The 22,049-nt window shown below is 60.9% G+C and carries 23 protein-coding genes, 2 pseudogenes and 1 riboswitch; of the genes and pseudogenes, 13 read left to right on the top strand and 12 right to left on the bottom strand.

Annotated elements, in window-relative coordinates; all coding sequences use genetic code 11:
* Positions 1 to 161 precede the first annotated feature (161 nt).
* Positions 162 to 2,177, bottom strand: a complete 2,016-nt coding sequence (gene uvrB / locus GIW48_RS06860) for an excinuclease ABC subunit UvrB (protein WP_099548995.1) — start codon at positions 2,175 to 2,177, stop codon at positions 162 to 164.
* A gap of 343 nt (positions 2,178 to 2,520) precedes the next feature.
* On the opposite strand from uvrB, the gene GIW48_RS06855 reads away from it, so the two are divergent.
* Complete coding sequence (locus tag GIW48_RS06855) at positions 2,521 to 3,717, top strand: amino acid aminotransferase (protein WP_017138725.1); 1,197 nt, start codon at positions 2,521 to 2,523, stop codon at positions 3,715 to 3,717.
* Between the two features lie 101 nt (positions 3,718 to 3,818).
* A complete protein-coding gene (locus GIW48_RS06850) occupies positions 3,819 to 4,028 on the top strand; it encodes a hypothetical protein (protein ID WP_017138724.1) in 210 nt (69 codons plus the stop codon).
* A 46-nt stretch (positions 4,029 to 4,074) separates the two neighbouring features.
* On the opposite strand, the gene ptrR is transcribed toward GIW48_RS06850, so the two are convergent.
* The gene (gene ptrR / locus GIW48_RS06845) at positions 4,075 to 4,947 is read right to left on the bottom strand and encodes a putrescine utilization regulator PtrR (RefSeq protein ID WP_017138723.1); all 873 of its coding nucleotides are present in this window, start codon (positions 4,945 to 4,947) and stop codon (positions 4,075 to 4,077) included.
* A gap of 190 nt (positions 4,948 to 5,137) precedes the next feature.
* On the opposite strand from ptrR, the gene GIW48_RS06840 reads away from it, so the two are divergent.
* From GIW48_RS06840 to GIW48_RS06820, 5 genes and pseudogenes are all read left to right on the top strand, one after another.
* Positions 5,138 to 6,529 carry an aldehyde dehydrogenase family protein gene (locus GIW48_RS06840; RefSeq protein WP_170037936.1) on the top strand — a complete coding sequence of 464 codons (1,392 nt, stop codon included), beginning with the start codon at positions 5,138 to 5,140 and terminating at the stop codon, positions 6,527 to 6,529.
* Between the two features lie 495 nt (positions 6,530 to 7,024).
* A riboswitch (cobalamin riboswitch) is annotated at positions 7,025 to 7,218 on the top strand.
* Between the two features lie 115 nt (positions 7,219 to 7,333).
* Positions 7,334 to 8,344 carry an ABC transporter substrate-binding protein gene (locus GIW48_RS06835; protein ID WP_017138721.1) on the top strand — a complete coding sequence of 337 codons (1,011 nt, stop codon included), beginning with the start codon at positions 7,334 to 7,336 and terminating at the stop codon, positions 8,342 to 8,344.
* Complete coding sequence (locus GIW48_RS06830) at positions 8,341 to 9,345, top strand: FecCD family ABC transporter permease (RefSeq protein ID WP_017138720.1); 1,005 nt, start codon at positions 8,341 to 8,343, stop codon at positions 9,343 to 9,345. Before GIW48_RS06835 ends, GIW48_RS06830 begins: the two co-directional genes overlap by 4 nt.
* Positions 9,342 to 10,106: an ABC transporter ATP-binding protein gene (locus tag GIW48_RS06825; protein WP_236460721.1), complete on the top strand. Its 765-nt coding sequence runs from the start codon at positions 9,342 to 9,344 to the stop codon at positions 10,104 to 10,106. Before GIW48_RS06830 ends, GIW48_RS06825 begins: the two co-directional genes overlap by 4 nt.
* Positions 10,107 to 10,479: 373 nt before the next feature.
* Positions 10,480 to 10,671 (top strand): annotated as a pseudogene (locus GIW48_RS06820) (histidinol phosphatase); the annotation flags it as partial.
* A 334-nt stretch (positions 10,672 to 11,005) separates the two neighbouring features.
* Here GIW48_RS06820 and GIW48_RS06815 read toward each other — a convergent pair.
* The 4 genes from GIW48_RS06815 to tspO form a co-directional block, all read right to left on the bottom strand.
* Positions 11,006 to 11,503, bottom strand: coding sequence for a GNAT family N-acetyltransferase (locus GIW48_RS06815; RefSeq protein WP_236462857.1), 498 nt, complete (start codon positions 11,501 to 11,503; stop codon positions 11,006 to 11,008).
* Between the two features lie 20 nt (positions 11,504 to 11,523).
* Entirely contained in the window at positions 11,524 to 12,063 is a 540-nt protein-coding gene (locus GIW48_RS06810; RefSeq protein ID WP_236462854.1) for a hypothetical protein, read from the bottom strand.
* Between the two features lie 65 nt (positions 12,064 to 12,128).
* A complete protein-coding gene (locus tag GIW48_RS06805) occupies positions 12,129 to 13,073 on the bottom strand; it encodes an alpha/beta hydrolase (RefSeq protein ID WP_236462851.1) in 945 nt (314 codons plus the stop codon).
* Positions 13,073 to 13,513 carry a tryptophan-rich sensory protein TspO gene (gene tspO, locus GIW48_RS06800; protein ID WP_017136899.1) on the bottom strand — a complete coding sequence of 147 codons (441 nt, stop codon included), beginning with the start codon at positions 13,511 to 13,513 and terminating at the stop codon, positions 13,073 to 13,075. The genes GIW48_RS06805 and tspO overlap by 1 nt, the downstream gene beginning before the upstream one ends.
* Before the next feature lie 195 nt (positions 13,514 to 13,708).
* Here tspO and chrA point away from each other — a divergent pair, with 195 nt between their 5' ends.
* Positions 13,709 to 14,920 carry a chromate efflux transporter gene (gene chrA / locus GIW48_RS06795; RefSeq protein WP_236462848.1) on the top strand — a complete coding sequence of 404 codons (1,212 nt, stop codon included), beginning with the start codon at positions 13,709 to 13,711 and terminating at the stop codon, positions 14,918 to 14,920.
* Here the strand turns inward: chrA and GIW48_RS06790 are convergent.
* The gene (locus GIW48_RS06790) at positions 14,901 to 15,482 is read right to left on the bottom strand and encodes a nucleotidyltransferase family protein (RefSeq protein ID WP_236462845.1); all 582 of its coding nucleotides are present in this window, start codon (positions 15,480 to 15,482) and stop codon (positions 14,901 to 14,903) included. The two genes, chrA and GIW48_RS06790, sit on opposite strands and share 20 nt — an antisense overlap.
* Before the next feature lie 124 nt (positions 15,483 to 15,606).
* Here GIW48_RS06790 and GIW48_RS06785 point away from each other — a divergent pair, with 124 nt between their 5' ends.
* Both GIW48_RS06785 and GIW48_RS06780 read left to right on the top strand, forming a co-directional pair.
* Positions 15,607 to 16,212 carry a hypothetical protein gene (locus GIW48_RS06785; protein ID WP_169988614.1) on the top strand — a complete coding sequence of 202 codons (606 nt, stop codon included), beginning with the start codon at positions 15,607 to 15,609 and terminating at the stop codon, positions 16,210 to 16,212.
* Between the two features lie 488 nt (positions 16,213 to 16,700).
* Positions 16,701 to 16,940, top strand: coding sequence for a DUF6124 family protein (locus GIW48_RS06780; protein WP_169988616.1), 240 nt, complete (start codon positions 16,701 to 16,703; stop codon positions 16,938 to 16,940).
* A gap of 37 nt (positions 16,941 to 16,977) precedes the next feature.
* Here GIW48_RS06780 and GIW48_RS06775 read toward each other — a convergent pair whose 3' ends face one another.
* The 3 genes from GIW48_RS06775 to GIW48_RS06765 form a co-directional block, all read right to left on the bottom strand.
* Entirely contained in the window at positions 16,978 to 17,277 is a 300-nt protein-coding gene (locus GIW48_RS06775; protein WP_017136894.1) for a hypothetical protein, read from the bottom strand.
* A gap of 75 nt (positions 17,278 to 17,352) precedes the next feature.
* A complete protein-coding gene (locus GIW48_RS06770; protein WP_017136893.1) occupies positions 17,353 to 17,586 on the bottom strand; it encodes a hypothetical protein in 234 nt (77 codons plus the stop codon).
* A 136-nt stretch (positions 17,587 to 17,722) separates the two neighbouring features.
* Complete coding sequence (locus GIW48_RS06765) at positions 17,723 to 17,902, bottom strand: hypothetical protein (protein ID WP_236462841.1); 180 nt, start codon at positions 17,900 to 17,902, stop codon at positions 17,723 to 17,725.
* 15 nt (positions 17,903 to 17,917) lie between these two features.
* Between GIW48_RS06765 and GIW48_RS06760 the strand changes: the two genes are divergently transcribed.
* A complete protein-coding gene (locus GIW48_RS06760; RefSeq protein WP_236462839.1) occupies positions 17,918 to 19,486 on the top strand; it encodes a J domain-containing protein in 1,569 nt (522 codons plus the stop codon).
* Positions 19,483 to 20,496 carry a DUF3829 domain-containing protein gene (locus tag GIW48_RS06755; RefSeq protein ID WP_236462836.1) on the top strand — a complete coding sequence of 338 codons (1,014 nt, stop codon included), beginning with the start codon at positions 19,483 to 19,485 and terminating at the stop codon, positions 20,494 to 20,496. Before GIW48_RS06760 ends, GIW48_RS06755 begins: the two co-directional genes overlap by 4 nt.
* Before the next feature lie 3 nt (positions 20,497 to 20,499).
* Here GIW48_RS06755 and GIW48_RS06750 read toward each other — a convergent pair.
* A pseudogene (locus GIW48_RS06750) lies at positions 20,500 to 20,786 on the bottom strand (DUF3313 family protein); the annotation flags it as partial.
* Positions 20,787 to 20,877: 91 nt separating this feature from the next.
* Here GIW48_RS06750 and GIW48_RS06745 point away from each other — a divergent pair.
* Entirely contained in the window at positions 20,878 to 21,279 is a 402-nt protein-coding gene (locus GIW48_RS06745) for a DUF6896 domain-containing protein (RefSeq protein ID WP_419789539.1), read from the top strand.
* 144 nt (positions 21,280 to 21,423) lie between these two features.
* On the opposite strand, the gene GIW48_RS06740 is transcribed toward GIW48_RS06745, so the two are convergent.
* A complete protein-coding gene (locus tag GIW48_RS06740) occupies positions 21,424 to 21,879 on the bottom strand; it encodes a hypothetical protein (protein WP_177411412.1) in 456 nt (151 codons plus the stop codon).
* Positions 21,880 to 22,049 lie beyond the last annotated feature (170 nt).

Raw genomic sequence — 22,049 nt, 5'->3', positions numbered from 1 at the left:
AAATTGAAACAAGGGGCGAATGGTAACACCAGCGCGGGGGGTTCTGGCAGACCGAGGTGTCGCTATCGCAGGCAAGCCAGCTCCCACATTTTGACTGTGTTCACACATCAACTGTGGGAGCCGGGCTTGCCCGCGATGAGGCCAGACCGGCTAGCGAAAAATCAAACAGCCAACAGGCGCTCACGCAACTTGCCAATCTCATCGCGCGTCTGCGCCGCCGCCTCAAACTCAAGATCGCGCGCCAACTGGTACATCTTCTCTTCCAACTGCCGAATCCGCTTGGTGATCTCACTCGGCGAGCGCAGTTCGTTCTCGTACTTGGCGCTCTCCTCGGCCGCCTTGGCCATGCCCTTGCGCTTCTTGCTGCGCGAGCCCGGCACGGTGGCGCCTTCCATGATGTCGGCGACGTCCTTGAACACCCCTTTGGGGGTGATGCCATGCTCCAGGTTAAACGCAATCTGCTTGTCACGACGGCGCTCGGTCTCGCCAATCGCCCGTTCCATGGAGCCGGTGATGCGGTCGGCATACAGAATCGCCCGGCCATTGAGGTTACGCGCGGCACGGCCAATGGTCTGGATCAACGAGCGCTCGGAACGCAGGAAGCCTTCCTTGTCCGCATCCAGAATCGCCACCAGCGAAACCTCCGGCATGTCCAGGCCTTCGCGCAGCAAGTTAATGCCCACCAGCACGTCAAACACACCCAGGCGCAAGTCGCGGATGATCTCCACGCGCTCCACGGTGTCGATGTCCGAGTGCAAATAACGCACACGCACGCCGTGGTCGGCCAGGTAATCGGTCAAGTCTTCGGACATGCGTTTGGTCAGCGTGGTGACCAGTACGCGCTCTTCCAGGGCCACGCGCTTGGTGATTTCCGAGAGCAAGTCATCGACCTGGGTCAGCGCCGGGCGGATTTCAATCTGCGGGTCCACCAGCCCGGTCGGCCGCACCAACTGCTCAATCACACGGCCGGCATGTTCGGCTTCATAGTTGCCTGGGGTTGCAGACACGAAGATGGTCTGCGGGCTGATGGCCTCCCACTCGTCAAAACGCATCGGCCGGTTATCCAGTGCCGATGGCAGACGGAAGCCGTATTCCACCAACGTCTCTTTACGCGAACGGTCGCCCTTATACATGGCGCCGACCTGCGGCACGCTGACGTGGGATTCGTCGATCACCAGCAGCGCGTCGTCGGGCAAATAATCATAGAGCGTCGGCGGCGCGGCGCCGGCTTCGCGCCCCGACAGGTAGCGCGAGTAGTTTTCGATGCCGTTGCAGTAGCCCAGCTCCAGGATCATCTCCAAATCGAAGCGGGTGCGCTGCTCCAGGCGCTGGGCTTCCACCAGTTTGTTGTTGGCGCGCAGGTATTCCAGACGCTCTACCAGTTCGGCCTTGATGCCTTCGATCGCCCCCATCAGGGTTTCCCGCGGCGTCACGTAGTGGCTTTTCGGATAGAAGGTGAAGCGCGGCAGTTTGCGGATCACCTCGCCGGTCAACGGGTCGAAGGCCGACAGGCTCTCGACTTCATCGTCGAACAGCTCAATGCGGATCGCTTCCAGGTCGGATTCGGCCGGGTAAATGTCGATCACATCGCCACGCACACGGAAGGTGGCACGGGCAAAATCCATGTCGTTGCGGGTGTACTGAAGGCTTGTCAGGCGGCGCAGCAGTTCGCGCTGGTCGAGTTTGTCGCCGCGATCGACGTGCAGCACCATTTTCAAATAGGTTTCCGGGCTGCCCAGGCCGTAGATGCACGACACCGTGGTGACGATGATTGCGTCCTTGCGCTCCAGCAGCGCCTTGGTCGCCGACAACCGCATCTGCTCGATATGGTCGTTGATCGACGCATCCTTCTCGATAAAGGTGTCGGACGACGGCACATAGGCTTCGGGCTGGTAGTAGTCGTAGTAGGAGACGAAGTACTCCACCGCGTTGTTCGGAAAGAACGCCTTGAACTCACCGTACAACTGCGCGGCCAGGGTTTTGTTCGGCGCCAGCACCAGAGTCGGACGGTTGATCTGCGCGATCACGTTGGCGATGCTGAAGGTCTTGCCTGAACCGGTCACCCCGAGCAGCGTCTGGTGCGCCAGGCCGGCTTCGATGCCTTCGACCATCTGGCGAATGGCTTCGGGCTGGTCGCCGGCGGGTTCAAAACGGGTGACGAGCTGGAAATCCGACATAACGTACCTCGTGAAGTCACCCCAGACTCGAAACCGCCAGGGACGAAATAGCTCAGCAACCCGCGAATAGTCTTCGCAGGTTGCAGGAAAAAACCATGATAGCTGTAGAAGTGGTGGCGAATGTGACGGGTTTCAAGGCAATCGTCCTACCTGCCGTCGCTGATCAATATTGCAATAAGACTAACGGTGGGCAAATAAACCGAAAAACTTGGCCGAAAAGCCGTTTCGGTTGTCGCCCTGAGCCTGGATGGCCTCTATACTAGCTCCCCGTTTGTGCACCGCTCTAGTGCATTCGGCTGGAGCGCGACACGTCCCTCCATTCCCCCATAGAGCTGCCGCAAAAATGAGCCTGTTCTCCGCTGTCGAAATGGCACCACGCGATCCAATCCTGGGCCTCAACGAAGCATTTAACGCCGATACACGAACCACCAAGGTCAACCTTGGCGTGGGCGTTTACTGCAACGAGGAGGGGAAGATTCCACTCTTGCGTGCCGTTGCCGAAGCGGAAGCCATTCGCGTGGCGCAACACGCCGCCCGTGGCTACCTGCCGATCGACGGTATCGTGGCGTACGACCAGGCCGTGCAAAAGCTGCTGTTCGGCGCTGAGTCGCCACTGCTGAGCGCCGGCCGCGTGATCACCGCCCAAGCGGTCGGCGGCACCGGCGCGCTTAAAATCGGCGCGGACTTCCTTAAGCAACTGCTGCCCAACGCCGTCGTCGCTATCAGCGACCCGAGCTGGGAAAACCACCAGGCCCTGTTCGAAAAAGCCGGCTTCCCGGTGCAGACCTACCGCTACTACGACGCCGCCACCCACGACGTCAACCGTGCCGGCCTGCTCGAAGACCTCAACGCCCTGCCGCCACAGTCCATCGTGGTGCTGCACGCCTGCTGCCACAACCCGACCGGCGTTGACCTGAGCCCGGCCGACTGGCAAAACGTGCTGGACGTAATCAAGGCCAAGAACCTGGTGCCGTTCCTCGACATGGCCTACCAGGGCTTTGGCGACGGCATCCACGAAGACGCCGCTGCTGTGCGCCTGTTTGCTGAATCGGGCCTGACCTTCTTTGTCTCCAGCTCGTTCTCCAAGTCGTTCTCGCTGTACGGCGAACGCGTGGGCGCGCTGTCGATCGTCAGCGAATCCAAGGAAGAAAGCGCGCGCATCCTGTCCCAGGTCAAACGCGTTATCCGCACCAACTACTCCAACCCGCCGACCCACGGCGCGGCGATCGTGGCGGCCGTGCTGAACAACCCTGAGCTGCGCGCCCAATGGGAAGCGGAACTGGCCGAAATGCGCCTGCGCATCCGCGGCATGCGTGAGCAGATGGTCGCCGAACTGGCCAAGGCTGCACCGGGCCACGACTTCAGCTTCGTCGGTCGCCAGCGTGGGATGTTCTCCTACTCCGGCCTGACCGTTGAGCAAGTCACCCGCCTGCGCACCGAGTTTGGCATCTACGCGCTCGACACCGGCCGTATCTGCGTGGCCGCGTTGAACCAGTCGAACATTGGTGCGGTAACAAAAGCGATTGTTCAGGTTCTATAAACCTGCCAGCGTCGTACGAAGGGGGAAGCCGATGGCTTCCCCCTTTTTATTGGCGAACCCACTAGACTGAACCCTGATCGCCCCTTTGCTGTGAGAGCCCTATGAGAAACGACGACCTGGACCTGCGCGCCGACCGCGACGAACTGCATGACTACACCCCGCGCGCGCCGCAAGCCAAGCGCCAGAAAAGTCTGGTGCTGCAAGTGGCGCTGGGCGTGTTCCTGGGTGGGTTGGCCTTGTGGCTGGTGCAGTTGGGCGCCACGGCGATAATGGCCAAGCTGGCCATGGGCACCCTGCAATTTGGCGGCTGACACAGATCAACAGGTGGGAGCTGGCTTGCCAGCTCCCACATGAGATCTAAGTGGCTACCAGGCCGCGTTCCTCCAGCAACTTCACAAAGCTGTTCAAACTCTGCGACACCGTGCCTCGGCGCCAGATCAGCCAGGTATTGAGCAGGCGAAACGCGTCGGTCAACGGCCACACACTCACCGTCGTAAACCCCGGCATGCTCTCCAGCATACTGCGCGGCATCAGCGCCAGGCCGGCCCCGGCGCTGACGCAGGCGAGCATGCCGTGATAGGACTCCATTTCGAAGATCTTGCCCGGCACCGCGCCATCCTGTGAAAACCAGCGTTCGAAGTGATGGCGATACGAGCAGTTCGAACGAAAGGTGTAGATGCTCTCCCCCGCCACATCCTGGCCCCGCGTGATCGGCGCATGGTGCAGCGGCGCAATCACCACCATCTCCTCCTCAAACACCGCCACGCCCTCCAGCGTGGCATGCAGCACCGGCCCATCGACAAACGCCGCCGCCAGGCGCCCCGACAACACGCCCTCGATCATCGTGCCCGACGGCCCGGTGCTCAGGTCCAGCTCGACCTTGGTGTGTTTCTGGTTATACGCCGCCAATAGCGCCGGAATGCGTACAGCCGCCGTACTCTCCAGCGAGCCAAGCGCAAACGCGCCCTGAGGCTCCTCCCCGGCCACGGTTGCGCGGGCCTCCTGCACCAAATCAAGAATGCGCCGCGCATAACCGAGGAAATTCCAGCCGGCTGGCGACAGGCGCAGGCGGCTTTTCTCACGGATAAACAACTCCACGCCCAAATCCTGCTCCAGTTGCTTGATGCGTGTGGTCAAGTTCGACGGCACGCGATGAATCAACTGCGCGGCGGCGCTGATGCTGCCTTGCTCGGCAACGGCCTTGAAGATTTCCAGCTGCACCAGATCCAAGTCATTCTCCAATCGTGAACGTATGTGATCGTTCCCACGCTCTGCGCGGGAATGCCGCCAAGGACGCTCCGCGTCCAAAATCAAACATCCATTCTCAATTCGAGAACGTATCACTTAATATTATTCAGTTTCCAGAAAACATGCATCCCCGTAGGCTGACCCCATTCCACTCATTCAGCCGGACGGTGCCATGAACGCTATTACTCACCAGACCCACGCCTTGTCGATCAACCCCGCCAATGGCGAAACGGTCGCCAGCTACCCCTACGAAACCGCGGCGCAACTGGACGCCGCCCTAGACCGCGCCACTGACGCTTTCCGCAGCTGGCGCCGCCAGCCGGTGAGCCAACGCGCTGAACTGCTGCTGGCCCTGGCCGGTGCATTGCGCGAGCAAGCCGAAGACATGGCCCAGATGATCACCCTGGAAATGGGCAAACCCATCGCCCAGGCCCGCGCCGAAATCGAAAAATGTGCACAGCTCAGCGAGTGGTACGCCGCCCAAGGCCCAGCCATGCTCGCACCGGAACCGACCCTGGTGGACAACGGCAGCGCGCAGATCGAATATCGTCCGCTGGGCCTGATCTTCGCCGTCATGCCGTGGAACTTCCCGGTGTGGCAAGTACTGCGCGGCGCCGTGCCGACCTTGCTGGCCGGTAACACCTACGTGCTCAAACACGCGCCGAATGTGATGGGCAGCGCCTACCTGATCCAGCAGGCGTTCCAGAAAGCCGGTTTTGCCGAAGGTATTTTTGAAGTGGTCAACGTGACCAACGACGGCGTATCCAAGGCCATCGCCGACCCACGCATCGCCGCCGTCACCCTCACTGGCAGCGTGCGCGCCGGTATCGCCATCGGCTCCCAAGCCGGTGCAGCGCTGAAAAAATGCGTGCTGGAATTGGGCGGCTCCGACCCGTTTATCGTGCTTAACGACGCCGACCTTGATGCCGCCGTGCAGGCCGCCGTGATCGGGCGCTTCCAGAACAGCGGCCAGGTCTGCGCCGCCGCCAAGCGCCTGATCATCGAAGCAGGTGTGGTGGAAGCTTTCACAGCCAAATTCCTTCAGGCCAGCCGCGCGCTGGTAATGGGCGACCCGACCTCGACCCACACTTACGTCGGCCCGATGGCCCGTTTCGACCTGCGCGACGAGCTGCATGGCCAAGTCCAAGCCACCCTGGAAGAAGGCGCGACCCTGCTGCTGGGCGGCAATAAAGTGCCCGGCGCCGGCAACTACTATGAGCCGACCGTACTGGCCAACGTCACCGACCAGATGACCTCGTTCAAACAGGAACTGTTCGGCCCCGTGGCCTCGATCATCACCGCCCGCGATGCTGACCACGCCGTGGCCCTGGCCAACGACAGCGAGTTCGGCTTGACCGCCAGTATCTTCACCACCGACTCGGCGAAGGCACGGGATATCACCAACCAACTGGAAACCGGCGCAGTATTCGTCAACTCGTTCAGCGTGTCAGACCCACGCGTGGCGTTTGGCGGCGTGAAAAAGAGTGGGTTTGGCCGCGAACTGTCGCACTTTGGCGTACGCGAATTCTGCAACGCGCAGACCGTGTGGCTGGATCGCAAATAAAACCGGCAACACCCTTCAACTGTGGGAGCTGGCTTGCCTGCGATAGCCATAGGTATCTACACAACCGGTTAGTGGCCAGTGGGCTGTTGTGGCGAGCAGGCTTGTCCTGCGTTGGGCCGCGAAGCGGCCCCAAACCCAGACACCACAGGAGAAATAGGCTGCTTTAAAAAGTTGTGTAGATACCTATGCTGCGATAGCGGTGCATCAGTGACAACTCCTTGGCTGACCCACTGCCATCGCAGGCAAGCCAGCTCCCACCTTTGATCTGCGGTGCTTATCGATTAGTCGACCGTCACGTTGCCCACTGCTTTTGCAGCTTGCCTTTACTCGCTTCCAGCACTTGCTCGCGCGTTACTCGGTTGGTAGGCATGGTCACCTTCTCCAGGCCTTCAAAAGCGCAGGCGTCCCCAACTGAACCGGCGAGCAGTAGGCAGGCCCAAGGCATAGCTCTTATTCTTCGCAGGAATGGCGCCAATTCCCCCCGCACCCCGCAATCGACTACCATACTGCGCCGGTTCCCAAACGGGACTAATAGGGAATTCGAAGCGCGGCCCATCGCGCCAATCGAAACTGCCCCCGCAACTGTAGGTGCCGAGCCTGCTCCCCATTGCCACTGGACCACGTCCGGGAAGGCCGGAGCGAGGCGACGACGCATCAGTCAGGAGACCTGCCGGCCCAGCGTTATCACTCACCGGCGGGGTGTCCGGGAAGGACATCCGCGCCCTGCAAACCTGCAGCGTTCAAAGGTGTGTTTCCGAGCCGTACCTGCCCTGTTTCCCGTACGGTTCACTCGGAGATTGCCCCATGCTGCTACGCGTTTGCGCCCTGATCACCGGCCTGGGCTTTTGTGCCCTGGCCCACGCCACGCCGACTCACTACCCGCTCACGGTGGAAAACTGCGGCAGCAGCGTCACCTTCCAACAAGCCCCGGCACGCAGCGTGACCATCGGCCAGGCCGCCACCGAGATGCTTTACGCTCTGGGCGTAGCGGACAAAGTGGTCGGCACTTCGCTGTGGTTCAACAGCGTATTACCGCAGTTCAAAGCGCAAAACGACAAGATCGAGCGCCTGGCCGACAACGAGCCGAGCTTCGAAGCTGTGATCGCCAAACGCCCACAACTGGTGGCCGCCGAGCTGGAATGGGTGGTCGGCCCGCAAGGCGTGGTCGGTACCCGCGAGCAATTCCACGAACTGAAGATTCCCACCTACGTGCTGCCCTCCGACTGCGAAGGCAAGGACAACCTGGTGGGCGCCGATGGCACGCGGCTGGAGCCGTTTCGCATCGACACGATCTATAAAAGCATCAGCCAGTTGGCTGAGATTTTCGACGTGCAAGCGCGTGGCCAACAGTTGAATGACGAACTCAAGGCCCGCCTGGCCAAGTCGGTCGCCACCGCGCAAGGCAAAGGCCTCAAGCACGCCAGTGCACTGGTGTGGTTTTCCAGCAGCGAGATGGCCGCCGACCCGTATGTAGCTGGCCACAAGGGCATTCCCGAATTGATGCTGCAAACCCTCGGCCTGCACAACGTGGTGCAGTCCGACGAAGAATGGCCCGCCGTCGGTTGGGAGACCATCGCCAAGGCCAACCCGACCTTCCTGGTGATCGCGCGCATGGACCGCCGTCGCTACCCGGCCGACGACCATGAAAAGAAACTCGCCTTCCTGCGCAGCGACCCGGTGACCCGCAACATGGACGCGGTGAAAAACAACCGCATCCTCATTATTGATGCCCTGGCGTTGCAGGCAAGCCTGCGCATGTTCGATGGCCTGGAACAACTGGCCGGTGCCATCGACGGCTACGACCTGTCGAAATGATGCGCACCCTACTCGCCCTCGCCGTGTTGCTGATGGCCGTGCTCGCCGGCACCGCCATCGGCGAAACCGCCATCGAACCGCAAGTGGTCTTGCAGGTGCTGGCCAACAAACTCTGGGCGGCCGGTTACGTGCTCGACCCGATCGATGAAGGCGTGGTGTGGAACTACCGCCTGACACGGGCGCTGGTTGCCGCCGCGTGTGGCGCCGGGCTGGCCACCTGCGGGGTGATCCTGCAGTCGCTGCTGCGCAACCCGTTGGCCGATCCGTACCTGCTGGGCATCAGCGCGGGCGCCTCGACCGGTGCAGTGTTGGTGGCATTGATGGGTGTGGGCGGTGGGCTGATTTCGCTGTCGGCGGGCGCGTTTGTCGGCGCGATGGCGGCGTTTGCGTTGGTGATATTGCTGGCACGGGCCAGCGGCTCAGTCAGCGGCACCGGCCAGATCATCCTCGCCGGCATCGCCGGTTCGCAGCTGTTCAATGCCCTCACCGCGTTCCTGATCACCAAGTCCGCCAGTTCCGAACAGGCGCGCGGCATCATGTTCTGGCTGCTGGGCAACCTCAGCGGCGTGCGCTGGCCGTCGGTGTGGCTGGCGGTGCCGGTGGCGGTCGCAGGCCTGGCGGTGTGCTTGTGGCATCGGCGTGCGCTGGATGCGTTTACCTTTGGCACCGACTCGGCGGCTTCGTTGGGTATTCCAGTGCGCCGTGTGCAATTTGTGCTTGTCGGTTGCGCGGCGCTGGTGACGGCGGTGATGGTGTCGATTGTCGGCTCCATCGGTTTTGTCGGGCTGGTGATTCCCCACGCCGTGCGCCTGCTGCTGGGCACCGGGCATTCGCGGTTGCTGCCCGCCAGTGCGCTGGGTGGCGCGTTGTTTCTGATCGCTGCTGATGTGCTGTCGCGCACCTTGATCAAAGGCCAGGTGATTCCCGTCGGTGTGGTCACTGCCTTGGTCGGCGCGCCAGTCTTTGCATTGATCCTGATTGGCCGGAGGAATGCGCGATGACGGTACTCAGTTGCACCGGCCTGGGCTTCAAGGTGCGTGAAGCGCATTTGCTGCGCGACATTGATCTTGAAGTTCAGCCAGGTGAAACCTTGGGCATTGTCGGGCCGAACGGCTCGGGCAAATCCACCCTGCTTAAATTGCTCGCCGGTTTGCGTGTGCCTGCGTCCGGCGAGGTGTTACTGGGCGGCCAGCGCCTGACCAAACTGCCCCGTCGCCTTGTTGCGCAACACCTGGCGGTGGTGGAGCAGCAGGCTGATACCGACGATGCCATCCGCGTGTTCGATGCCGTGGCGCTGGGCCGCACGCCCTGGCTGTCGGCGCTGAGCCCGTGGTCTGCCGAAGACGATGCCATCGTGCGCCAGGCGCTGCACGACGTCGATGCCATCCACCTGAGCCAACGCGCCTGGCGCAGCCTCTCTGGCGGCGAGCGCCAACGCGTGCACATCGCCCGCGCATTGGCGCAACGACCGCAGATCTTGTTGCTGGATGAGCCGACCAATCACCTGGATATCCAACATCAACTGGCGATTTTGAAAGGTGTGCAGGCGCTGCCGGTGACCACGCTGATTGCGCTGCATGACCTGAACCAGGCGCTGACCTGTGATCGCTTGGCGGTACTGGATCGCGGCTGCCTGGTGGCATTGGGCACGCCGCTGGAGGTGCTGACGCCGCAGCGGCTACAGGAAACATTCGGGGTGCAGGCGCATTACCTCACGGACCCGTTCGACGGCGCGCAAATCCTGCGGTTACGCCCCATTTAATGGACTGCACACCGCGCAAAGGTGGGAGCTGGCTTGCCTGCGATGCCGGCGGATCAGTGCCATAGCTGGGGCTGACACACCGCTATCGCAGCATAGGTACCTACACAACTTTTAAAGGCATCCAATTTCTCCTGTGGCGAGCAGGCTTGTCCTGCGTTGGGCTGCGAAGCAGCCCCAGTAAAGGCACTGCAATTTTCCTGAAAGTACTCAGCGTCTGGGTTTGGGGCCGCTTCGCAGCCCAACGCAGGGCAAGCCTGCTCGCCACAACAGCCCACTTGCGACAGACTTCTAACCGTTGTGTAGACACCTATGGCTATCGCAGGCAAGCCAGCTCCCACCTTGATCTATAGAGCCCGCTGCATATGTGTCGTCTGCCACGCATGACCTGAACCAGGCGCTGACCTGTGATCGTTTGGCAATACTGGATCGCGGCTGCCTGGTGGCATTGGGCACGCCGTTGGAGGTGCTGACGCCGCAGCGGCTACAGGAAACATTCGGGGTGCAGGCGCATTACCTCACGGACCCGTTCGACGGCGCGCAAATCCTGCGGTTACGCCCCATTTAATGGACTGCACACCGCGCAAAGGTGGGAGCTGGCTTGCCTGCGATGCCGGCGGATCAGTGCCATAGCTGGGGCTGACACACCGCTATCGCAGCATAGGTACCTACACAACTTTTAAAGGCATCCAATTTCTCCTGTGGCGAGCAGGCTTGTCCTGCGTTGGGCTGCGAAGCAGCCCCAGTAAAGGCACTGCAATTTTCCTGAAAGTACTCAGCGTCTGGGTTTGGGGCCGCTTCGCAGCCCAACGCAGGGCAAGCCTGCTCGCCACAACAGTCCACTTGCGACAGACTTCTAACCGTTCTTTGGCTATCGCAGGCAAGCCAGCTCCCACCTTGATCTATAAATACCGCTGCATATGCGTGGTCTGCCACACCGGGTCGGCTTCGACGTCGATCACCTCAAACCCCTGCCGCCGCCAAAAATCAATCGCACCCGGCAAAAACGGATGGGTGTGCAGGTAAACCACCTCCACCCCATCCGCCTGTGCCTTCATCTCCAATGCGCGATACAACTCCCCTGCCAAACCAAAACGGCGAAACGCCGGCAGCACGAACAGGCGCACCACTTCGACGACCTTGCGGCCCTGGTAACTCAACTGCGGGAAGCGCCCGTCATACGGCAGATAGCCGACGGCAGCCACGATTTGACCTTCAACACAGGCCAGCAGAAACTGGCCGTCACCCTTTAGGTAAACGGCCTCAAATCGCGCCAAGTCATCCGGCAGGCCCGTGGCGCTGAGCTTGGGGAAAAGCTCGGCACGGGCCTGCAGAACAAAGGCCAGCACCTGCGGAAGGTCGGCGGCCGTCACCGTCCGAATGGTCAGGCGTTGTGCCATACAATCTCGATCGCTCCGTGTCACTTGGTATGCACGTAGCACAAAGCAGAGCCCTTCACGCCCGACGCATGGACGCTGACATGCCGCGTGGAAAAACCTGGCTTCTCGACGAACTGCTTCTCTTGCCAACTCGCGTAGATGCCGTACTGATAACCGATGGCGCCATTGGCATACCACGACACGGCCATTTTATACACGCCCTTCTCATCCGGGGCCTCCCACTGCGTCTTGTCGAGGACCGGCTTCGCCTGGTTGAACGTGCGCAGGTGGAACGTGCGCGGCCCGCCGTTGGGCTCGGTCGAACTGGACAGAAACAGCGTGTCGTCTTCGGCATCGTCTTCGGCAGCCGCCAGAATCACTGCCGGCACCCACTTCTCGCCCCGGTACTCTTTTTCGATGAACACCGTGCAGCTCAACGTGCCGTCACCTGGGGTCTTCATTTTGAATTGCCGCTCGTACTGCCCGTAGGGCACATCAAACGAGAAGTTGTATTCGGCGGCTTGAACACCTGCCACCAGCAAAAATGCCGACAGCCCTACAACTGCATGGGAAATGGTCACGTGTGCGTCCTTGCGGGAATCTGGAAACCAGGGTGTCAGAGGTTACGCGGGGTGCAGGTGAATGGCTAACCACTACAAGCGAGTACCGACTGGATTCTCGCCGATATCCACCGCCGACTGTAAGCAAGAACGTCATCCGCCATCGCCACCGGAAAATGAATAAACCCATGGGCAGATTCCGGCAACAGGTGCGCCTCAACCTGCGCGGCCATGCCCCAGCGCTCGGCCATCTGCAGCGTGTCGTCCAGCAACGGGTCAAGTTCGCCGACAAACATCAACGCCGGCGGCAAGCCGGTCAGGTCGCCAAACAACGGTGACAACGGCGGCTGCCGACGTTGCTCATCACTCAAGCCCGGCGTGAGCATGCGCAGCGCTTCGACCATGCCTGGTCCGTCCAGCAACAACGTCTGCGGCCCCGCCGTGCGCACGCTCGGTGTGCCGGTCAAGTCGTATACGCCGTAGTACAGCACCGCGCCGTTGACACGTTTGAGCAGGTCCGGCCATTGCTTAAGCGCCAGCAAGGTTGCGGCCGCCAAATGCCCACCGGCAGACTCACCCACGACGAACACCGGCAAGTCGGCAAACTCATCACTGCTGAGTAACCAGCGCGCGGCATTCAGGCAGTCCTCCATCAGCCCCTCAACCGGCGTGTCCACCGCCAGCCGGTAATCCACCGACACCACCGCCACACCACACGCCTGCACCATGCCCAGGTTGAGGTCGTCATCCATCTGTGCATTGCCGATCACCCAACCGCCGCCGTGGATATCCAGCACCACGCCGTTGGTTTTCCCCTCGGGCCGCAGGATACGCACGGGCACACCGGCCACTCGGCGGGTTTCAGCCGCAGGCGCTTTCTTGACCTTTTGACTGACCCGCAGCAACGCCTGGATCAAACGCGGCGTGACGCGATTGCGGATTTTAAAACGCGGCAGCCAGGCCAGCTTTTTATTGAACTGGCGCATCTGGACTAATTCAGCCTCGCTCGCGGGCCAGCGTTTATGAGCCATCAGCGGTTATTACGCAAAATCGAGAAATTCAACGCCGCCGCTACGCTCAGCCACGCCAGGTACGGGAACAGGATCAAGCCGGTGATCAAATCCAACCGCAACGCCATCACCACCAACGCCGCCACCACCAGCCACAACAGCACAATCACCACCATCCCGGCCACGATGTTATGCGCGCCGAAAAACACCGGCGTCCACAGCGTGTTTAGCGCAATCTGCGCCGCCCACAGGCCGAGGGCCAATTGGCTGCCAGGAATCATCGTCAGGCGATAGCCCGCCCAGGCGAGCAGCAGGTAGATGACCGTCCAGGCCACCGGAAACAGCCAATTGGGTGGAGTGAAGCCGGGCTTGACCAGGGTTTCGTACCACTGGCCGGGCTTGAAAATGATGCCGGTACTGGCGGCGGCGCCGCAGGCGATGAGGAAAATAAGGAAGATCATGGGCTGTCCTGGGCTGAAATCAGCGGTGATGGGTGGGAGGCCTTGTTCCCTGCCATTTCAATGACTCAAACACACGGGCATAAATTCCATCCAGCGCGGCAATTTGCACAAACCAGCGCCTCTTCTTCGCGTCATCAAAATCGACTAGGGTGCCTCTACGCCTTAATCCGTTTGCCGTCATTGGGATGCTGCGCCTTGAACCTCTCCACTGTTGACCACCGCGCCAGCCCCTGGACGGTATTCCTGATTTTCCTGCGCCTTGGGCTCACGTCATTCGGTGGTCCGGTGGCGCATCTGGGTTACTTTCGCAACGAGTTCGTCACCCGGCGGCGCTGGCTGAGTGAGCGCACTTATGCGGACCTTGTAGCACTGTGCCAATTCCTCCCCGGCCCGGCCAGCAGCCAGGTGGGCATTGCGCTGGGTCTGTCACGGGCGGGCTACGGCGGCGCGCTGGCGGCGTGGCTGGGGTTTACCCTGCCGTCGGCCGTGGTGCTGATCCTGTTTGCAATGGGTATTGCCCAACACAGCGCGGCCATCCCGTCCGGCGTGCTGCACGGCCTTAAAGTCGTGGCGGTCGCCGTCGTCGCGCAAGCCGTGTGGGGCATGGCGCGCAACCTGTGCACCGACGCAACGCGCATCACTGTGATGCTGATCGCCGCCTGCATAGCCCTGCTGCAAACCTCGGCCTGGGGCCAGGTGGGTGTTATAGCCGCAGCGGCACTGGCCGGCCTGCTCTGGCTCAATACCCCGCCGCCGACCACCCACGACGCGCTGCCCATCACCCTCAGCCGTCGAACCGGGGCAATGTGGCTGGCGTTGTTCCTGATATTACTGGCGGGCCTGCCGCTGCTGGCGCAGTTCACAACCCGCCAAGACGTGGCCATGATCGACGCGTTCTACCGCACCGGTGCACTCGTGTTCGGTGGCGGCCACGTGGTACTGCCGCTATTGCAAGCGGAGGTCGTGCCGACACTCTGGGTGAGCAACGACGTATTCCTGGCCGGCTACGGGGCGGCGCAAGCCATGCCCGGTCCCCTGTTCACCTTCGCCGCATTCCTTGGCGCGTCGATGCAACAGCCCCCCACCGGTTGGCCTGGCGGTTTGCTCTGCTTGCTGGCGATCTTTGCGCCCTCGTTTTTGCTGGTGATGGGCGCAATGCCCTTCTGGGAACGCCTGCGCCACAGCCCGCGCACCCAAGCGGCCCTCGCGGGCGTGAATGCTGCAGTGGTTGGCCTGTTGCTGGCAGCGCTGTACCAACCGGTGTGGACCAGCGCCATCTTCAGCGCCCGGGACTTCGGTCTGGCCCTGATTGCCCTGGTGGCGTTGATGGTGTGGAAATTACCCCCGTGGCTGGTGGTGCTGGGCAGCGCCGGGGTCGGATGGCTGCTCAGTCTCGGCCCGGCATAACCTCAGGCGCCACGATCGTGAGCCAAGGCCAGCGCGCCTGATAACTGCGGGCCTTGGCGGCGAACAACTCAGGCTCGCGGTGCAGCGGGTTAATGCGCAACACGCCCTGCTCCACATCCGCCAACCCATAGGGCGCGTACACTTCGCCGGTGTCGATCTCCAGCCCGATGCAGGTGCCGGCCACCAGGTAACGGTCCACGCCCTGTTTAGCCGAGTGCAGCTGCGGATAAGGCCGACCAAAGCGCTCGCTGTACCAAAGGTGCACCCGCGCCTGGTTCTTGACCTCGACATTGACGCCCAAATCCTCAAACAACCGCTCGGCGGCGCGGATCACTTTGTCCTCCGCTTCGTAGGACAAGTCCGTGTCGAAGTAAAAGACGTCGTAGTCCTTTACGCCCTGAGCCGCAGGCAAGTTTGACTGATGGTTCCATACGGCCTGGAACAGGCAGCCCGCCGTGAGCATGCACTGCTCTACGCCGAGGTCGGGCAGGCGTGCGGTGATTTCGGCGTTGATGGGGTTGGCCATGGCCAGCTCGAGCAGGGTGTTGACGGTCAATGTCATGTTTAATCCTTGTGTGTTCAGGGTGGCTCAAGTCACCGAACCTACACGACGGCGGGGAGGGTTTCGTGACAGCAATGTTTCTATACACTTTGCCCGCCCGCCACCAATCGTCAAGGATAAAACGATGCGAATCAGAGAAATGGCCCTCATCACCGCCGCCGCTTTGCTGCTCACCGCCTGCAGCGACAGCCCGTCGGACACCGACATTCAAGCCGCGCTGCAACCCAGGCTCGAAGGCGCGTCCTGCGTGAAGGCGGCGATGTTCAACCGCTTCCCGGTGACCTTGGGTGACGGCGTCATGAGCGGCACCTCCAGCGCCAACCAGCCGGCCTTCGACGCCCTGACCGACGCCGGCCTGCTGGCCAAAAGCGCCAACACCTACAGCCTCACCGACAACGGCCGCGCCGCCTATGTGCAGCAAGAGTCCGGGTTCTGCTACGCCCAGGGCTATGAAATCGCCAAGATCCAGAACATCGCCGCCAACCCCAACCCGATGGGCGCCGCCGTGGATAAATCCTGGGTGGTGACCGTGGACATCCGCCAGAAAACCATCGCCGACTGGGCCAACACCCCGGCGATTGAAAAACTGGCCCGCAACCCGGAAAACCTCTCCGAAGTGCCCAAGACCTACACCGTGGTGGTGGGCCGCTTGAAGGGTGAGCAAACGCTGAAGCTGATCGACCCACGGTTTTCGATCATGCGTGGGGTTGGGGTGAACCAGGCGTTCTAAGTGGTGAGCAGTACTGTTGTGGCGAGCAGGCTTGCCCTGCGCTGGAGTGCGCAGCGCTCCCAACCCAGCCACCGCGGTCCAAGAGGGAAACCCGGCCGCCGCTTTTGGGGCCGCTTCGCAGCCCAACGCAGGGCAAGCCTGCTCGCCACAAGGGAGTGTGCAAACCACAGGGAATGGTGAACAAGCCCGCACCACCTTGCTCCATTGCCTACGCGTGCGTCAGAATCCGCCGGCTTGTGTGCTGAGGTGGCCGTCTCTAAGGTGGCTCGGTCGCTGAATGTTCAGTGATCGGGTTTAGTAGCCTGAGTTGGGTATTGAAAAGTGCATGAGCTTCATCAATCAGACATTGCGTCTGTGCTTGATGGTGGCTGTGCGTAGGGCGTCCTCGGGCGCGCCGGCTTTGATATCCACCGGTCTACTAACCTGCGCACAGCTGCCACCTTTTCGTTTAGTAGCGAAAAGATGGCGGCCAAAACCAGGATATCGTTATGACTCAAGCAAAAATTGACTCAACCACCCTCTTCACCGTCGTCCCCCACGCCAGCACCGAAACCCTCATCACCAACAGCTACGAAACCTTCACCAGCGTAAGCACACTGCTGCTCGACCTGTCCGAAGACCTGTGCGGCAAACACCGCGACATCGCCCTGGCCATCCACCAACTAAGCGAACTGGGCGTGCTGCTCACGGCCAAATTGCTCGACCGTGAAGCACCTTGCCCTGGCTGATAAACAGCCCGAGGCAGCGCCGCAAAGGGCGCTGCCTTCAATTAACCCCAGGGAACGAATCAACGTACTGAATGGTGAAGTCTGGAAAGGAGTCAACAATCTGGATCTTGTAGTCGGGGAAGCTCTCGACTGTTTTCCACTTGCCGGCCGAGTCGGGAAAACTACTCACCTGTTTTACCTTAAGGTCAGGGAAACTGTTTACCACCTTGACCTTATAGTCCGGGAAGCTACTGACGAACTTGATGTTGCCGTAAATCTTCGACACATCAACAGTCGTATCAGCTTGAGCGCCGAAGGCACACGCCAGCAGCAGTGACGCGAGAGCAACCTTGAACATGACAGCCTCATCCTGAGCAATAAAAGGCGCCCAGTCTAACGCCCTGCGCGCACAACGTCCGGCATTGCCGGGTGCTTAACCCTTCAACTCACCCGCGCGGTTACTCGCCGCATCGTCGTAAGCCACATACAAGGATTCGGCGATCTGGCTTTTGATGGCTTTGGTGGATTCCAGGCCCAAGACAAAACCTTCGGCCTTGCCGCCAGCGCGGTTGAGTTCTTCGTGGGTCGCGGCGCCAGTGATGGCGTCGAGAAGCTTAGCGGCGTGAGGGCCGACGCCTTTGGGGAGGGAGATTTGGTCGATGGACATGGCGATACCTTGAGAAAAATGATCGGGAGCGCATGGACCACTGCCGGGGGTGCCATGGTAGACCGGTTGGCGTGGAAAGGGGGGGCTTTCGGCCAAAAGCCGCCGGTCGGGTCAGGCGGCGTCCGACCCACTCTCGTCATTCAGAACTGGCTAATTGGCAAAAAGGAAAAAAGGGGACAGATTTATTTACCTGCATATAGATCCGTCCCGTTTTTTGATTGGCCAATAGCCAGCACTGAAACGAGGACAGATTCGCGCCAAACAGGTAAGGTTCGCCCATTGCATCGCCCGCCAGGAGGGCGGTGCCGTTGTTCATGGAGTTGCGCCGCACATGAGTTGCTGGAACATCCTCGGCCTGCCTTCCGATGCCGACACCCGCACGATCAAACGTCAATACGCCGCCCTGCTGAAGAAAACCCGCCCGGATGATGACCCCGAGAGCTTTCAACGCCTGCGGGAAGCCTATGAAGAGGCGTTGAACTGGATCGAATGGCAGCGGGAAGATGATCAGCCTACGGTCGTGGAGCCGGTGCCCACTGCCGTCACTGTCGGGACGCTGCAACAGCAGTATCAGCAAGCCCTGGCAACCGGCACCGGGCTGATGTTTGAAGTCACGCTGCTGCAACGCATTGTCGACACCCACGACGTCAGCATCGACGACCGCCAATGGGCCTTTGAAACCTTCCATTGGCTGACCGCCTGGCAACGCCTGGAGCTGCCCGGCGTGCTGATTGAAGCCCTGGAGATGCATAGCAAGGCGGCCCTGCAAAAATCCCTGCGCCTGCCCCTGGAACAGCAGGATGAGGCCGGCTTCCTGGCCGCCTATGAGGCGCGCTTGCGTGAGCCCTGGATTGACAAGACGCCCCACGCACAGTGGTTTAACACGTGGCTGGCCAAGCTGCTGCTGGACACCCGCTATTGGTCCCCGAGCGTGTTTGAAGCCGTGTGCGCCGGCCAGGGCTGGCACGGTGGCAGCAACCATACCTGCCCGCCCGACGATTGGCTGCAGTTGCTGCGGCGCCAGCAAAGCCCGCAGTTTATCGCCCGGCAACGCGAGCTGGCGGCGGAGCCTCCCGGCACCCCGCAGCAACGCGCCGCCCGCCTGCTGCTGGCACCCATGACCCTGGGACAACGCCGCGCCTTTGCCCAACGCCTGGACGCAGACGACTGGGCCGCCTGCCAACGGCTCAGCGCCGACATCTATGCTGACCACCCCACGGTGGCGGCCTCGATGCCAGGCGGCACGCCCTACTTCTGGCAAGGCTGGGAACGTGCGTTCGACAGTTGGCCGCTGGTGCTGGCAACCGTCGTGGGCTGCATGGTGGGCGCCCTGATACACGCCGATTCCCTGGCCGGCAACCTGATGAGAACCGTTGGCGTCGGCCTGTTGTGGTCGATCCCCATCGTGATGGGCGGCTTCGTGGGGTGGCATGTATGGCGCCCGCTGGCCCACCAGTATCGCGTGCTGGATGATCGCCTGGGCGCCCTGCTTCCCCGGTGGTTGAGCCCGACACGTCTGCCCCTGTTACCGTTGCGCGACCTGCTGCCAGGCGCGGTGATGATGGTGGCGGCCGGTTATAAAATCGGCCCGGCGGCCAGCGTGACGCTGCTGCTCGTGCTGGCTGCCATTGGCCTGTTCAAGCGGCACACCCTGAAAACCCACATCCCGTGGAAGGCCGACAACGCCCAATGGTCAACCCGCGCGATCGCCCTGGGCATTGCCATCTGCGTGGTGCTGTACAGCGCATTGAAGGCATTCGACAGCCAACACCAGGTCAATCCCAACCAGGGCTTGCAGCAATGGACCGAACGCCTGTGCAGCCGACTGCCGGCCACCGCCCGGGAGTGCCACGCCCCCGCCACCGAGGCGCAATGGTACGGCCAGGAGGCCAAACGATGAATCCGAAATGGTTGGTGCCCATCGCCCTGACCCTGGGCCTGGGCTTGCTCGGCCTGGCAGGGGCCAGCAAGCAGGTGGCGCAAGTGCAACTCTGGCTGGACAAGCGCGACGGCCCCGAAACCGCCAAGGCCAGCGCCCTGGCGCCGATCATCGACTGCATGAACCGCGTCGACCGGGACTGGCGCCTGTTCTATTACGGCTACACCCATCAGGAATGGTACAGGCCTTCGATTTTCGACGAGCAGACCTACGAATCCCTCGTGCAGATGGACCGGATCCTCAAGGAGTTCGGCGACCACGACGAAGCCCTGGGCCGCGACCTGCAAAACGATATCTGTGCCCGGCGCATCACCGGCAAGCTGGAGCGCCTGGAGCCCAATAGCCCATTGATCAATGCTGCCGGACGCTACGTGCTGGCCTTGCAGGACGTCACGCCGCTGACCAATTCGTTCGACTTCTACCAGCGGCTGGGCATGGCACGGTTTCAACCGCCCCAAGGGCAAGTCGCCCAGGCCATGGCCATCAAGGGCGATGCCTATATGGCCGCCTCCACCGAGCTGCGCAAGCGCCTGGAGCGCGAGGACGTGCGCCTGCGCCCTGGGCAACTGGCGCTGCTGCAGGCGCGCTTTGGCCAGGACACCCACTGGCACCTGCTCAACTACATGATTGCCGCACGAACAGCGGTGGACGAACTGGAGCAAGGGGTTTACCTCGCCACACTGACTCCGCAAACCCTCGCGCCATTGATTGACGCGGTGCAACGGGCGAGCGCCCACGGCAAGGCGTATGTGCGCCTGCACCCCGGCACACCGCGGGACGAGTTTGCCAACTACCTCTGGTACACCATAACGCCGTCGGCGGACGCGTACCTGCAAGCGTTGCAAACCCTTCAGCAGCACTGGCAGGAACATGCGACGCCGCAGCAGCTGAGTGACGACTATGCCCTCGTCACCCACTGCTACGACGTCTTGCTCAGCTTCTACAACAAACCGGCCCGTAATACGTTTTGAGGCTTAGCTCTTTTTAAGCTTCAGGTACGACTGATGCAGGTCCGAAGCCCAGCCGTCGATGACGCTCTTCACATCATCGGCCTTCATCACCTGGGAGTCGTTCGACAACGGCTTGCCGGTGCCTTTGCGCACGACCTGGGCGACTACTTTGCCGCTGTCGCCATCGAGGAACTGGCTTCGGTACCCAGGGTAGTTTCCTGGTCACGAATCCCAGTGCCAGTGCTGACCGCTGCAGCCATCAACGCCACGGGAATGTACTCATACGGCTTGAGGCTTTCGGTCTTGCTGCTGCCCATCAATTGCGTCGACTGCTACTCTCTGCGGTCAATGGACTCAGTGCTGCTTATAACGTGAGACCGTAGGAATAACCAACTCGCCATTTTGATCAGCGACTACCAAGCAAGTGTTGGCGCCGCTGTGGACATGATGCATCGGTCTGGTATCCCGCGGCCCTTGACCAATACGGATTGGGTGGGAGCTGACATTCCTCAGCACGGAGAGCTAGAAGGCGGAGTTCGTTACTTCAAGCACGGCTATGGCTGCACGGTTAGCCTCCCCACAGGTAAAGTAGACTTTGACTTTGGGGCTTATGGTGAGATCGGTGGCTTCGACGCTTGGCGACTTGCTAGTTTCGCAGGCGACAAGTTGCCGGAATACGGTTTTGCTGATGAGGATGCACTCACAGAGTGCTTCAAAGCAGAAGCTGCTGCCGGTTCTCTAGTGTATTCAGGGTACATTCTGTACTACGTAGCAGACGACACCTCACAATTTCTGTCGAAATAGTCCGTTCTATCCGAGCATTAAGTTCTCAGTACAGGGCGCCTGCCTGGACCTGCCAATTTCGGTCACCTACCACCGCCAAGTTAGGCCGATTAATGCCCGTTCCGACAGGCAGAAATCGACCCAAAGCCGACATAACTCCGTGCATTATCGTTTTTCCACAACAACCACATAATCGGAGAAGTCGACATCACCCACCCCGTCGCTACATTCCAACGTCATCGTGCCATCGGTCCCGTGGACGTGAATTCCAGCATTGCCAACCCATGCATTCATGCCAAAAGCGCTCTTCCAGACGTTCCAGATTTTTAGAACGTTTCCACCTTTAGAAAACACTTCTATCTCCAAAGCATCGGGACTGGTATCAGACCACAAAACTATTTCGGGACAGCCGTTGCCAAAGCCTTCGACGACGATTTTCCCGCCCATCATCTTTAATGCCAATCCTTGCACTCGACCGTTCGTAGCGCCCAATCGACGAACTGAAAAGACGGTTCTAGGCTCTGTGATCTTGATCTCCATGATCGCAACGATAGTTTTTCCATTGAAACTTATGGGCTTCCCTTTGGTGCCCATAAATGTAGAGGAGAGTGTTTCTTCCATTTTTTGATCCCAGGAATATCTCAGGTGCCTTGCCTCAGTTTGGCCTAGCGAGGTTAGCATCCCTATACCTTAAGGGATTATGAATGGCTGCTTCTGACCGAAAGATGACCTTCCCACAATTATCTACCGAACAAACGCAGACACATACATCATTCCCCAACCCTCCCCAC

The sequence above is a fragment of the Pseudomonas sp. PA-6-3C genome, assembly GCF_021605825.1.
Classification (GTDB): domain Bacteria; phylum Pseudomonadota; class Gammaproteobacteria; order Pseudomonadales; family Pseudomonadaceae; genus Aquipseudomonas; species Aquipseudomonas edaphica.
The sequence above is the reverse complement of the archived record's forward strand: the minus strand, read 5'-3'. Positions and strand labels throughout refer to the sequence as shown.